At 72.5% G+C, this 13,258-nt stretch carries 10 protein-coding genes and 4 pseudogenes; 8 read left to right on the top strand and 6 right to left on the bottom strand.

What is annotated here, in order from left to right:
• From ACEXOX_RS41085 to ACEXOX_RS41095, 3 genes are all read right to left on the bottom strand, one after another.
• The gene (locus ACEXOX_RS41085) at positions 1-1,056 is read right to left on the bottom strand and encodes a chitinase (RefSeq protein ID WP_406525767.1); all 1,056 of its coding nucleotides are present in this window, start codon (positions 1,054-1,056) and stop codon (positions 1-3) included.
• A gap of 268 nt (positions 1,057-1,324) precedes the next feature.
• Positions 1,325-2,668: an MFS transporter gene (locus ACEXOX_RS41090; RefSeq protein WP_406525768.1), complete on the bottom strand. Its 1,344-nt coding sequence runs from the start codon at positions 2,666-2,668 to the stop codon at positions 1,325-1,327.
• Positions 2,665-3,306 (bottom strand): ArsR/SmtB family transcription factor, encoded by a 642-nt coding sequence (locus ACEXOX_RS41095; protein ID WP_406525769.1) that lies wholly within the window; start codon positions 3,304-3,306, stop codon positions 2,665-2,667. The genes ACEXOX_RS41090 and ACEXOX_RS41095 overlap by 4 nt, the downstream gene beginning before the upstream one ends.
• A 309-nt stretch (positions 3,307-3,615) precedes the next feature.
• Between ACEXOX_RS41095 and ACEXOX_RS41100 the strand changes: the two genes are divergently transcribed.
• Both ACEXOX_RS41100 and ACEXOX_RS41105 read left to right on the top strand, forming a co-directional pair.
• Positions 3,616-6,018: a HelD family protein gene (locus ACEXOX_RS41100; protein WP_406526637.1), complete on the top strand. Its 2,403-nt coding sequence runs from the start codon at positions 3,616-3,618 to the stop codon at positions 6,016-6,018.
• A 162-nt stretch (positions 6,019-6,180) separates the two neighbouring features.
• Positions 6,181-7,167, top strand: coding sequence for an alpha/beta fold hydrolase (locus ACEXOX_RS41105; protein WP_406525770.1), 987 nt, complete (start codon positions 6,181-6,183; stop codon positions 7,165-7,167).
• Positions 7,168-7,197: 30 nt separating this feature from the next.
• Here ACEXOX_RS41105 and ACEXOX_RS41110 read toward each other — a convergent pair.
• A pseudogene (locus tag ACEXOX_RS41110) lies at positions 7,198-8,003 on the bottom strand (SDR family oxidoreductase).
• Between the two features lie 237 nt (positions 8,004-8,240).
• Between ACEXOX_RS41110 and ACEXOX_RS41115 the strand changes: the two are divergent.
• The 6 genes and pseudogenes from ACEXOX_RS41115 to ACEXOX_RS41140 all read left to right on the top strand — a co-directional run bounded on the left by ACEXOX_RS41115 (position 8,241) and on the right by ACEXOX_RS41140 (position 11,431).
• A complete protein-coding gene (locus ACEXOX_RS41115) occupies positions 8,241-8,957 on the top strand; it encodes a class I SAM-dependent methyltransferase (RefSeq protein WP_406525771.1) in 717 nt (238 codons plus the stop codon).
• A 672-nt stretch (positions 8,958-9,629) separates the two neighbouring features.
• Complete coding sequence (locus tag ACEXOX_RS41120) at positions 9,630-10,412, top strand: hypothetical protein (RefSeq protein ID WP_406525772.1); 783 nt, start codon at positions 9,630-9,632, stop codon at positions 10,410-10,412.
• Between the two features lie 60 nt (positions 10,413-10,472).
• Positions 10,473-10,751, top strand: a pseudogene (locus tag ACEXOX_RS41125) (DUF2975 domain-containing protein); the annotation flags it as partial.
• 80 nt (positions 10,752-10,831) lie between these two features.
• Positions 10,832-10,969 (top strand): hypothetical protein, encoded by a 138-nt coding sequence (locus ACEXOX_RS41130; protein WP_406525773.1) that lies wholly within the window; start codon positions 10,832-10,834, stop codon positions 10,967-10,969.
• Positions 10,969-11,196 (top strand): helix-turn-helix domain-containing protein, encoded by a 228-nt coding sequence (locus tag ACEXOX_RS41135; RefSeq protein WP_406525774.1) that lies wholly within the window; start codon positions 10,969-10,971, stop codon positions 11,194-11,196. The genes ACEXOX_RS41130 and ACEXOX_RS41135 overlap by 1 nt, the downstream gene beginning before the upstream one ends.
• Positions 11,197-11,287: 91 nt before the next feature.
• Positions 11,288-11,431: a hypothetical protein gene (locus ACEXOX_RS41140; protein WP_406526709.1), complete on the top strand. Its 144-nt coding sequence runs from the start codon at positions 11,288-11,290 to the stop codon at positions 11,429-11,431.
• Positions 11,432-11,500: 69 nt separating this feature from the next.
• Here the strand turns inward: ACEXOX_RS41140 and ACEXOX_RS41145 are convergent.
• A pseudogene (locus ACEXOX_RS41145) lies at positions 11,501-11,740 on the bottom strand (DUF2252 family protein); the annotation flags it as partial.
• Positions 11,741-11,831: 91 nt separating this feature from the next.
• Positions 11,832-13,141, bottom strand: a pseudogene (locus ACEXOX_RS41150) (phytase).
• Between the last annotated feature and the right edge of the window lie 117 nt (positions 13,142-13,258).

Raw genomic sequence — 13,258 nt, forward strand, 5'->3', positions numbered from 1 at the left:
TCAGCGTCCCTGCAGCGCCTTGACGTTGTTGCCGAACGACCACGCCTTCGAGCCGTCCCAGTTCAGCGACCAGGTCATCAGGCCCTTGAGCCCGCCCCGGTAGGTGTTCCACGCCTGGCTCACCAGCCCCGGCGACATGTAGCCCCCGCCCGCGCCCGGCTGCGCCGGCAGGCCGGGGACCTGCTTGTCGTACGGGACCTTGATGGTCGTGCCCTGGATGACCAGCCCCTTGTTCAGGCAGTCCGTCTGCTTCGTGAAGCCCTGGACGGTGCCGGCGGAGTACGCGTCGCCGGAGCAGCCGTACATGCTCCCGTTGTAGTACTGCATGTTGAGCCACCAGAGGCGGCCGTTGTCCGCGTACTTCTTCACGATGGGCAGGTACGCGCCCCAGATCGAGCCGTAGGTCACGCTGCCGCCGGTGACGTACGCGGTCTCCGGAGCCATCGTCAGACCGAAGTTCGCGGGCATCCTGGCGAGCACGCCGTCGATGATGCGGATCAGGTTGGCCTGTGAGGCCGAGAGCGTGTTGATGTTGCCGCTGCCGGTCAGACCGGTCTCGATGTCGATGTCGATGCCGTCGAAGTTGTACTTCTTCAGGATCGGCACCACCGTCTCGACGAACCGGTCGGCGACCTTGCTGGAGCTGAGGTCGATACCGGCCGCCGCGCCGCCGATGGACATCAGGATCGTCTGGCCCGCCGCCTTGGCCTCGCACATCTCGGCGGGCGTCGCGACCTTCACGGTCGCGTCCATGCCGTCCTCCCACAGGACCGTGCCGTCCGAGCGGATGACGGGGAAGGCGGCGTTGAGCACGTTGTAGCCGTGCGCGCCGATACGGGGGTCGGTGATCGGGGTCCAGCCGAACGGCGGGTGGACGCCGTTGGCCGCGCCGTCCCAGTTCTCCCAGTACCCCTGGAGCACCTTGCCGGCGGGCCTGGACTTGACCGGGCAGGTGGTCTCCCGTGGTGCGGCGCCCGGCGCCGCGGCGGTCAGCAGTGAGACGGCGCAGGCCGACGCCAGGCCGATTCCGAGCAGGCGGGACGCCCGACCGAACATGAGGTGCTCCTTTCCGGCCGTGGCCGGGGAGACTGAGGAGGGGGAACGGTGGCGCGCGGGGAGGGAACGCGTGGTGCTGGTGGTGCGCGGGGGGTGATTGGGGCACTGCACGGTGCGTTGCCCGAACCGTAGGGTGGCCCATGGAGACCGTCAATAGGTCTGGACCAACTCGGTACGGAGGTGCGCCCGGTACGCGGTGGAGCGCGGTACGGAGGCGGGCGGTACGAGGGCGGACGCGGTACGAGGGCGGACGCGCGCCGCCCGTACGTCACGACCTGGGCAGCGCCGTCGCCCCGTCGCCCCTGGCCGGCAACCCGCCGTCCCCGCTGTCCCCTCTGTCCTCGGCTCGCGGCTCCCGACGGGACGCCGGCAGGTCACGGACCCGCCGGAGCGGTGAGCAGAGCAGGAACACGGCGGCCAGCGGAATCCCCGCCGTGGTGATCCAGACGGCCGCGCGCAGGCCGAGCGCGGAGCCGAGCGCACCGCCGAGCAGCGCGCCGAGCGGGATCGTGCCGTAACCGAGGAAGGTCGAACCGGCGGTGACCCGGCCGAGCAGCCGCGGCGGGCAGTAGCGCTGCTGGAAGCCCGCCTTGATCACGTTCCCGGCCACCACCCCGGCCGAGACGCAGCAGCCGCCCGCGACGAAGAACACGACCCCGGCGCCGTCCGTGGTCAGCGGGATCAGCAGCGCGAACAGCGCCAGGCCGAACTCGAACAGCAGCGTCGCGCGGGCCGTCCCCACCCGCACGGCGGCCCGGCGGGCGAGGAAGGCGCCCGCCACACCCCCGGCCCCGGTCACCGCGACCAGGCCGCCGACCACCGCGGGGGACAGGCCGACGGTCTGCACGAGGAAGATCACCAGAACGGCCTGGTACCCCATCAGGGCCAGGTTGGAGGCGGCGCCGAACAGGGTCAGCGTACGCAGCCAGGGATCACCGGCGATCAGCCGCAGCCCTTCGCCGACCTCGCCGACGAGCGCTCCCGGGCGCCGCTCCGCCCGCTCGGCGCGAGGCTCGCGGTGCCGGATGCCCGCCAGGCACAGCAGCGCGACGAGGAAGGTCGCGGCCTGGGCGAACATCCCGTTCACCGCCCCGGCCGCCTGCGTGATCAGACCGCCGGAGCCCTGACCGGCGACCTGCGCGGCGGACGCGCTGCCGTGCAGCTTGGCGTTGCCCTCGGCCTGGTCGTCGGGGGCGAGGATGCTGGGCAGGTAGGCGGTGTAGGCGGTCTGGAAGAACACCGTCGCCGTACCCGTCAGCAGGGCGACGGCCAGCAGCAGGCCCGTACTCAGCAAGCCGCACCACGCGGCCACCGGCACACCGGCGAACAGCACGCACGAGACCGCGGCGGCGGTCAGCATGACCGGCCGGCGCCGCAGCCGGTCCACCCAGGCGCCCACCGGCAGCCCGATGACCAGCCAGGGCAGCCAGGCGGCGGCGCTCAGCATCCCCACCTCGAAGGCCCCGGCGTGCAGGGTGGACACGGCGACCAGCGGCATCGCCACTCCGGTCACCGAGGCGCCGAACTTGCCGGCGGTCTCGCCGCACCACAGCAGCCGGAAGTCGCGGTGGCGGCGCAGCAGGCCGCCGTGCCGCTCGGTGTTCCGCTTCACGTCTCGCCCCGCTCTCTGCGCGGGAAGGACTGGAGCTGGACGACGACGGGGAGCGCGTCCGGCGCGGCGGCGGCGTCCGGGGCGGGGGTGTGGCGCGCGACGACTTCGAACAGTTCCGCGTTCAGCGCCTTGAGCTGGGCGGGGGAGAGCCGCAGGTCGTGCCAGTCCGCGACGGTGCCGGCCTGCCGCCAGGTCTGGTCCCAGCCCTCGGTGACGTAGTCCGTGACCCGGTTGAAGTACTGCTGCACGAGTTCATGGAGATAGACGGAAAGGGCGCCACGGGAATCGGGGTCGTCGTGGAAGTCGGCGGTGTTCAGGTCATTGGTGACATCGACCCGTTTCCACCAGCGCTCGCGTTTGGTGCCGCGTCCGGTCTCCTCCTCGATGAAGCCGTGTTCGGCGAGGTGGCGCAGGTGCCAGCTGACGGTGCCGGTGTTCTCCCCGAGGCGTTCGGAGAGCCGGGCGGAGGTGGCCGGGCCGTCGAGGGTGAGCAGTTCGAAGATGCGCATCCGCAGCGGGTGGGCGAGCCCGCGCAGACTGCGGGCGTCCAGGCGGCGGGCGGGGCGGGAGGGCGCGGAGCGGGTGGCGCCGGAGTGTTCGAGGGCGCGTTCGGGGGTGCGTTCGGGCTGGTGGGACATGGCGGCAGCATAGGTTGCAGAGAGTTCTCTGCACAGGGGTTGCAGAGAACTCTCTGCACGTTGTCCCAGGGGTGACGGTCCCGCTCAGCCGGGGCGGCGTGTCCCGCGCCGTGCGGCGGCGGGCGCCGGTGTCCCGCACGCACGGTGTGCGCATACCGGTGTGCGCATACAAAAAACCCCGGTCCGTATTGACGGCCGGGGTGAATCTCTGCGTATATTAGGCGTTTGCATGTCTTGGTAATTCTTCAATACATGACTTGCCACTAGAGAACACGGTATCGGAGCGGAGCTGAATTGTCAAACGAGGAATTGCGGCAGGAGCAGGAATTCACCGACCTGCTCTACGGGCGCCTCGCCGAACTGCGGGCCGGGGCCGAGTCCGCCGTGCAGCGCGCGCTGCCGCTGGAGGGGAACAACTTCCAGGCACGGCTGGAACGCGATGTGACGGTCGCCGAACAGTCCGGGCTGCTGGCCGCCCTCGACGCGGGGGAGAACGGCCTGTGCTTCGGCCGCCTCGCGTTCCGCGACGGCGCCGACCACCACATCGGCCGTATCGGCATCCGCCGCGACGACGCCGACCGTACGCCGATGGTCGTCGACTGGCGGGCCGACGTCGCCCGCCCCTTCTACCTCGCCACCGGCCACACCCCCATGGGCCTGCGCCGCCGGCGTCACATCACCACCCAGGGGCGGCAGGTCACCGCCCTGCACGACGAGATCCTGGACCTCACCGACGCCGAACGCACCGGCCACGAGGGCTCCGACGCGGACGCCGTGCTGCTGGCCGCCCTCGACGCCGCCCGCACCGGCCGGATGCACGACATCGTGCAGACCATCCAGGCCGAACAGGACCGGATCATCCGCGCCCCGCACCAGGGCGTCATGGTCGTGGAAGGCGGCCCCGGCACCGGCAAGACCGCCGTCGCCCTGCACCGTGCCGCGTACCTGCTGTACGCGCACCGCGAGCACCTCGCCCGCCGCGCCGTGCTGATCGTCGGCCCCAATCCGGCCTTCCTCGGCTACATCGAGGAGGTGCTGCCCTCGCTCGGCGAGACGGGCGTCCTGCTCGCCACGCCCGCCGAACTGTTCCCCGGCGTGACCGCGACCGGCACCGACACCGCACGTGCCGCCGAGGTCAAGGGCGGGGCGGCGATGGCGGACGCGCTGGCACGGTTCGTCCGCGACCGGCAGGCCCTGCCCGACCCGGCCCGCGTCATCGACCACGAGGACGGCGAACTGCTGCTGGACGCGGACATCGCGGCCGCCGCCCGGGAGCACGCCCGCACCACCCGGCTGCCGCACAACCTCGCCCGCCCGTACTTCGCCTTCCACGTCATCGACGCGCTCACCGCCCAGCTGGCCGACCGGATCGGCGCCGACCCGTACGGCGGTCCCAACCTCCTCGGCCCGGACGACGTCGCCCAGCTCGGCAAGGCGGTCGCGGCCAGCCCCGACGTACACGCCGCGATCCAGGAGCTGTGGCCGGAACTCACCCCGCAACAACTGGTCGCCGACTTCCTCGCCGACCCCGTCCACCTCCCGGACGCCGACGCGGACGCGATCCGCCGGACCAACGGCCACCACGGCCCCTGGCCGGAGGAGGACGCCTGGACCCCCGCCGACATCCCGCTGCTGGACGAGGCCGCCGAACTCCTCGGCGAGGACGACTCCGCGGCCCGCGCCGCCCAGGAGGCGGAACGCCAGGAGCGGATCAAGTACGCCCAAGGCGTGCTGGACCTCTCCTACGGCTCCCGCACCCAGGAGTTCGAGGACAAGGACGACGAGGATTCCGAGGTACTGGCCGCGCACGACCTCATCGACGCGGACCGGCTCGCCGACCGCCACGAGGAGGCCGACCACCGCAGCGCCGCCGAACGGGCCGCGGCCGACCGCACCTGGGCCTTCGGCCACATCATCGTGGACGAGGCGCAGGAACTGTCCGCGATGATGTGGCGGCTGCTGATGCGCCGCTGCCCGACCCGTTCCATGACGCTGGTCGGCGACCCGGCGCAGACCGCGGAACCGGGCGGCTGCGGCGCCTGGGAGTCGATCCTCGCCCCGTACGTGGACGACCGCTGGGAACTGGTCCGGCTGGGCGTCAACTACCGCACCCCGAGCGAGATCATGGACGTCGCGGCCGAGGTGCCCCGCACCGCGGACGCCTCCTTCGAGCCGCCGCGCTCGATCCGCTCCACCGGCGTACGGCCCTGGGCCCTCGGCACCACCCCCGGCGACCTGCCGCGGGCGGTCGCCGAAGCGGTGGTACGGGAGACGGCCGACGGCGCCCGGTCCCGCCCGGCGGAAGCACGGGAGGGCGGCGACGGCGGTACGGCGGCAGGCGGCCCCGGGGAGGGCCGGCTCGCGGTCATCGCTCCGCGGGACCGGCACCCGGCCCTGGCCGCCACGCTCTCCGCCGCCCTGCCGGACGTGTCCACCGGCGCCGACCTCGACCTGACCCGCCCGGTCGTCCTGCTCGACCCGCGGCAGGCCAAGGGCCTGGAGTTCGACACCGTACTCGTGGTCGAACCGGCCGAGTTCGGGACCAGCGACCTGTACGTCGCCCTCACCAGGGCGACGCAGCGACTGGGCGTGGTACACACCGGAGCGCTGCCGACGGCGCTGCGGTCCCTGGCGAAGGCGACTACGGAGCCCGAGGCGGCTACGGAGTCCGAGACGGTTACGGAACCCGAGGCGGCCGGCCCGGGCCGCTGACCGTACGTACGGGGGCGCCGCACACCCGATGCGGCGCCCCCGTACCGCGCCTCGTTTGCCGAACCGGCAAAAAGCCTGGAAAGAAGGGCCACCCGTCGCGGATGATCACGGCAGCGGCGCAGGAGACCGGCGCCGCCGGACCGTCGAAGCGAGGAGCCCGCGATGCATCAGCACACCGACACACCGCCCCCTGCCGAACACCGCACGGTCGAAGTGCCCGGCGGGCGCATCCATGTGGTCGAGCAGGGCAGCGGTCCCCTGGTGCTGCTGCTCCACGGTTTCCCCGAAACCTGGCGCTCCTGGCGTCACCAGCTCCCGGCCCTGGCCGCCGCCGGCTACCGCGCGGTCGCCATGGACGTGCGCGGTTACGGGCGCTCCTCGAAGCCCGCGGACACCGCGGCGTACCGGATGACGGCACACGTGGCCGACAACGTCGCCGTCGTCCACGCCCTGGGGGAGCGGACCGCGACCGTCGTCGGCCACGACTGGGGCGCCACCATCGCCGCGAACACGGCGCTGCTCAAGCCCGACACCTTCACCGCCGTCGGACTCCTGGGCGTGCCCTACGCGCCGCGCGACGGTGTCCGGCCGTCGGACGCCTTCGCCATGATGGGCGGTGACGAAGAGGTCTACGTCAGCTACTTCCAGCGGCCGGGCCGCGCGGAAGCGGAGATCGAACCGGACGTGCGCGGCTGGCTGGCGGGCTGCTACGCCAGTCTGTCCGCCGACACCATGGGCCCCGAAGCCGTCCCGAGCTGCTTCTTCGTCCCGCCGGGCAGGAAGATGTCCGACCGGTTCGTCCGCGGGGTCCGCCCGGCCTGGCTCAGCGAGGACGAACTCGACACGAGAGCGGCGGAGTTCGAACGTACGGGCCTCACCGGCGGACTCAACCGCTACCGCAACGCCGACCGCGACTGGGAAGACCTCGCCGCCTGGGACGGCGCGCCGATCACCCAGCCCTCGCTCTACATCGGCGGCGACCGCGACGCTTCCACGACCTGGCTGGCCGACGCCATCGAGGCGTTCCCCACCACACTCCCCGGCCTGTCGGCCAGTCACCTGCTCACGGACTGCGGCCACTGGATCCAGCAGGAACGGCCCGAGGAGGTCAACCGCATCCTCGTCGACTGGCTCGGCTCGCTGAACTGACGGCCCGGCGGCGACCGCGCTGCCGGAGCCCTACTGGGCGCTCGCCGTCGGCCGTACGACCAGCTCGTTCACGTCGACGTCCGCGGACCGGCCGACCGCGAAGGCGATGGCGTCCGCGACCGCGGCGGCCGGGAGGGCGACCGCCCGGTAGGCCCGCATCGCCTGCCGGGCCGACGGATCGCCGATGCCGTCCGCGAGTTCGGACTCGGTGACGCCGGGGGAGACGACGGTGACACGGATGTCTCCCCGGACTCCTGCCGCAGCCCCTCGGACAGGGCCCGCATCGCGAACTTCGTGGCGCAGTAGACCGCGGCGGTCGGCGACACCTCGTACGCGCCGACCGAGGCGATGTTCACGAAGTGCCCGCCGCCCTGCGCCCGCATCACGGGCAGCGCGGCGGCGATGCCGTGGAGGACGCCGCGGACGTTCACGTCGAGCATCCGGTCCCACTCCTCGGTCCGCAGCGCCTCCAGGGGTGACAGCGGCATCACACCGGCGTTGTTGACCAGGACGTCCACCCGTCCGTACGTGGCGCGCGCCGCGTCGACGAAGGACCGCACGTCGGCGGCGTCGGTCACGTCCAGGCGCCGGTACGCCGCCGAGCCGCCCTGGCCGGTGAGCCGGCCGGTCAGCTCCGCCAGCCGCTCGGTGCGGCGGGCGCCGAGGAAGACCCGGTGCCCGTCGGTGGCCAGCCGCAGCGCGGTGGCCTCGCCGATGCCGCTGCTCGCGCCGGTGATCAGGACGACCTTGCCGGATACGGCGGCGTCCGCGCTGTCCTGACCGCCGGTGCCCGGGGCCGGAGCGGTGTCCGTGGGCGCGGGAGTGTTCGCGTTCATGCTGTGCTGCCTCTCGAAGCTGCTGTGCCAGGCTCGACCGCCTGCTCCCCAGAGGCTGGGCCACGGCGCGCACCGCCACCAGGACGGATCGTGCCCGGGTGCCCCGCACCCACCCTCGGCGCCGGTCCCGGTCTCTCGGCTGAAGGGGAGGGGCAGGGACGGCTGTGCGGTGCTTGTCGTTCCGCGGTGCCGGAGATAATCCGGGCCAGGAACGTATCCCCTGAGCCGGGAGGTCGCATGGACGTGTCGGAGCGGTACCGCCAAGCGTGGGAGAGCTACTGGCGCGACACGTCGGACGCTCCGGGCGCGGCCATCTTCGACTGCGCCGCCGAACTGGCCGCCGGGCACCACTTGCCACTGCTCGCCCCCTTCGCCGACGCCACGCTGCCCGTCGTCGACCTGGGCTGCGGCACCGGTACCCAGACCCGCCATCTGGCCCGGCACTTCCCATCGGCCGTCGGTGTGGACCTCGCCGAGGCCGCCGTCGCCCACGCGCGGCGGGCCGACACCGGCGGCGTCGCCCGGTTCGAGCGGTTGGACGCCACCGACCAGGACGCCGTCCGGCGGCTGCACCAGCGCATCGGCGACACCAACGTCTACCTGCGCGCGGTGATCCACCAGAGCGAACCCGACGCCCGCCCGGCGATCGCCGCCGCGGTCGCCACCCTGATCGGCGACCGTGGCCGCGCCTTCGTCGTCGAACTGCTGGCCGGCGCCAAGGACGTCCTGGCCCACGCGGCCCAGGGTGCCGACGGCCCGCCTCCCAAGCTGGCCAGCATCTTCGCGCACGGCCTGACGCCCGCCGCCGTGGACGACGACGCCGTCCCCGGCTTCTTCCGCGACCTCGGCCTGCCGGTGCTGGACCGCGGTGTCATCGACCTGGTGATGACCGAACACCGCGCGGACGGCGTACGGATCGACCTGCCGGCCCAGTGGATGGTCCTCGGCCGCTGAGCGGGCCCGGCAGCCGGCCGCCCGGCCACCCGCCTGCTTCCCGACACGGGAGTCACCACCGGTACCGCCACGAACTCCCTGCCCGCCGGGCCGGATTGACTGCTCGCGTGGCTAAGATGAAGCCATGCACCTAGTTACTCCAGGCGCATAAGGGAAGCCGGGCCCCGCGACGCAAAGGGGGTGTTGCGGGGCCCGGCGTCCCTTCGCCGGGCAGGGCGAGCACCCTTTCTCGCCCTGGCAGTGAAGGCACGTCCGCTTCACTGCGACGCCTGGAGTAGAGGAAGGTGCAAGATGGCCGCGAAGGAGAAGAGGTCGTGGACCAAGGAGCTGGCCTCACGATTCGCCGTCGCAGTCGCCGCTAAGGCGCTGTGGACGGTGATTTCGAGGATCGCTCTGCGCGACGACGCCTGAGTGCCGCCGTCCGGCTGACCCCCGTCGGGGCCCCTTCCCGCACGGGGGTCAGCCGTTCCGAAAGCCCCGCGATCTCGCCCGCGTGTGCGCCGTTCGCTCGTAAGCACATCCGCATGGCGTGTAGTTGCTGCTCCGACAGCGTCTTTTCGGCCGGGTGTGCAGCGGGTGCGTACCGGCTGCGCCTGGGAAGCATCGACGCACGGCCCAGCCGGGCAGGCTCCCCGCCTACATCGTCTGAACACGTGCTGTACGGGGGTGCCGGTGGGGCGCAACAAGGACTACATGACGGCTCTGCTCATGGCCCGCAAGGGGCTCTCCAAGGAGGTCGCCGGGCTGGGCCGGCGCCTGGACGACGTCCGGAGCGAGGTGGCGCTGCTGCGGCAGGAGGTCGCCGACGTACGGCAGTTGCTCACCGAAAGCGCGAAACCGGCCGAGGTGACGGAGCCCGAGTGGACCGACCCGGACCTGGCCGACACCGGCCGAGAGCCGCCCTTCCCTCCTCTCACGAACGGCGACATGGACGGCGACGTGGAGGGCGACGTGGGTGACGAGGATGACGTGGACGGTGAGGAAACGGACGCGGACGCGGGCGCGTCCGGTGCGGGCGTCTTCGCCGAGAAGATCGACGCCGCCCCCGGCCGCCACGAGACGCAGGAGGACGTCGACCACGGAGTGCTCCTCCTGAAGGCGGCCCAGGCCGGGCCGCTCGCCCTGATCTGCCACCGGGAGGTGTGGGAGTTCCTCGCCGTCTGTGCCGCCGACGAGGAGCACTTCCGCTTCGCGTACGAGCTGACGGACGAGGGCGACGGCCGGGTACGGGCCATGCTGTCCGGCCGCTCCGTCATCGGCGCGCTGATCGCCCTGCGCCGTACCCGCGACGCCAGCCACCTGGACGGCACCTGGGCCCTGGCGAGCGTCTTCTACTCCCGTATCGCCGAGAGCCTGCGGGCCACGGTCCGGGACGGGAAGCGGCCGCCGGCCGTCCACCTGGACGACGGTGAACGGGATGCGACGACCGGCACGACGACCAGTACGGAATCCTGACAGGCCATCACTTCCGTCTCATCGATTGATTTTCGATAGGTACCCATCGATAATCGATAGATGCACCGTTACTTCATCGCCATACTCCGTGCGGGCATCGCCGCCGCCCTCCTGTTCGGTCTCTTCGGGCAGGCGGTGGTCATCCCGTCGGCGGCCGCCGACGAGGTCGACCGCTTCCCGCCGTACGCCGCGTTCGCCACGCCCTACGTGGTGGTGGCGATCGCCGGTGTCGCCTGTGTGCAGGTCGCGCTCGTCGCCGTCTGGATGCTGCTGACCATGGTCGAACGCGACGCCATCTTCACGACGCGCGCCTTCCGCTGGGTCGACACCATCATCGGCGCCTCGGTCGTGGCGACCGTGCTGGCGGCCGGCGTCACCGCGCACCTGGGACTGGCGGAGATCCCTCGCCCGACGACGGCATGGACGTCGTCGGCGCACTGGCCGCCGCGACCGTGGCCGTCGGCGTGGGAGCGGCGTTCGCCATGCTCGTCGTCGTCCTGCGGAGCCTGCTGCGCAAGGCGACCGACCTGCAGAGTGAGATGGCCGAGGTGGTCTGATGGCGATCATCGTCGAACTCGACGTCCAGCTCGCCCGGCGCAACCTGTCCGTCGGCGAATTCGCCGACGCCGTGGGCATCACCCCCGCCAACATCGCCGTACTGAAGAACGGCCGCGCCAAGGCCGTACGGTTCACGACGCTGGACGCGATCTGCCGCACCCTGGGCTGCCAGCCCGGCGACGTACTGCGGTGGGTCCCGGACGAGGAGGCGGACAAGCGGAGTTAGGGCAGCACCACCCCCGGCGGGCGACTCGCGGCGGGCGGGCGGCTGTGAGGCTGGGCGGGCCGGGAACGAACTGCCGTGGGAGGGCGGGGCCATGGCGAACATCCGTCTCGTCCGGCCGCTGGCGGTACGCGTCGTGCGGCAACTGGTCAGGGACAATGTGCTGGATCTCGCGTTGCCGCCGGTACCGAGGCCGTCCGGCGCCGGATGCGGCTACCGCCCGTACCGTCGGAACTGACCTCGCCGTCGGGTCGGCCTGGAAAGCGGCCTTCCAGCCGAGCAGTTGGCGCAGGCAGAAGCCGCGCTGCCGCCCGTCCGGCCCTTTGACGCGCTCCCAGCCGAGGAACATGTCGCCGGCCGCCTGCATCAGCCGCTGTTCGGTGACGGCCCGTCCCCCTGGTTCCCGCCGGGGGCCGGGCCCGCGAGCGGCGCGAGCGCCGATTCCTGCGCCTCCTCGGCCTGGAGGAAGGGGGCGCGTCGCCCCGGACGAGCAACAGGACAGCTCCCGGCGCGCACTTGGCGCCGTGGTGTGCCTCCATGGCCGCATCGCACCGCCGCACGGCGGGCCCCGCTTCGTCCGCCGCGGGTGAACCGCGCCCGGGGACCGGCCCGGAGGCCGGCGCCCGCCCGGGGACGGATCAGTCGTCCACAGCCTTCAGCACGTCCCGGAGGTCCACGAACTTGAAGCCGGTCGAGGGGCGTTCGGCGTCCCGGGGGTGTCGTGGCCGTCCTGCACGACGAGCAGACCCTTCGGGTACCTGGCGCCCAGCGGTGCCGCCAGCGCGGCGGCGCCGTCGCACTCCTCCGATCCGTCGAGGGTGGCAGAGGCCGCGGTGACGCGGAAACCGCCCTCGTACTCGTTGTCGTCGGACATCTCCCGGTCGTACGCCACGAAGGTGTTGTCGCCCTGGCTGGACGCCAACAGATAACCGTCACCCTTGGGCTCGGTGACCAGCGTCAGCCCCTCCACGTCGGCCGTCAGCCGCTTGCCGCCGTAGCCCGGGTCGGCACCCGCGACGCACTCCTCGGTCGCCTCGTCGTACGTGGCCGGGACGCCGTACTCGCGGACCTTGTCGACGAGCTTCGGCGTGCCGGTCAGGTCGGCGCGCAGCCGCCAGATGCCGACGTCCTCCTGGCCCGCGTACAGCGTGCCGTTGTCCGGGTCGACCACCATGCCCTCGACCTGCGGCAGTTCACCGGGCTCGGCGCAGGGGGACCACGACTTCCCGTTCGGGAGGCGGAAGGCGGCGGGCAGGTCCAGGGTACGGACCTTGCGGTAGCCGACCGTCCCGCCGGAGCCGGGGACGAGTTCCACCAGCGCGACGGTCGTCCGCTCACGGCGGCTGACCAGCGCGTACGAGCGGCCGCTGGCCTTGTCGGTCCAGGTGGCGAGGCCGTAAGCGGTCCGCTGCCCGTCGATCTCCTGCTGCGAGCCGGAGAAGACGGGCGGGGCCGCGGGGTCCGTCACGTCGGTGAGCGGTCCGCCGGCCCGGTCGCGGTCGATGCGGTAGAAGCGCAGCCGGTCGCTGCCGCGGTCGCTGGTCACCGCGAGGTCGGCGCGGCCCGTGGACAGCCGCAGGCCGGATATCAGGTCGACGTTGTTGAAGCGGCCGGGCGCGTGGCCCGGGCCGGGTGCGGCGGGCGCGGGCAGGGACTGCACCTCGCGCGCGTCGAGGTCGTAGACCCGCAGGCCGCCCTTTTTCGCGGTGGCGATCACCAGACTGCGGTCCGGGTCGGCGGCATCGCGCCAGATCGCCGGGTCGTCCGCGTCGGCGTCCCCGCCGGCCGCGTCGTCGTGCAGGGCCTCGGTCTCGGCCCGCGGGGTGACGGCGGGCGGTGCCGCGGCCGGGGCGGCCGCGGCCGGGAAGGGCACGGCCGCGGCGGCGAGCGCCGTGAGCGCCGTGGCGAGCGCGAGCGTTGCCGTCCGGGCGCTGCGGGAGGTGACCACGTGGAAAGCTCCTTGGTGTGGGGAGGGCGGGAAGCACGGGGAGTCTGGAGCCCGCGAGTGACCACTTACCAGTAGGTAACGTTTCCGTCGCCCTTCCGGGGCGTGAACAGCCGGAGC

This window comes from Streptomyces sp. Ac-502, from assembly GCF_045222935.1.
Lineage (GTDB): Bacteria > Actinomycetota > Actinomycetes > Streptomycetales > Streptomycetaceae > Streptomyces > Streptomyces monomycini.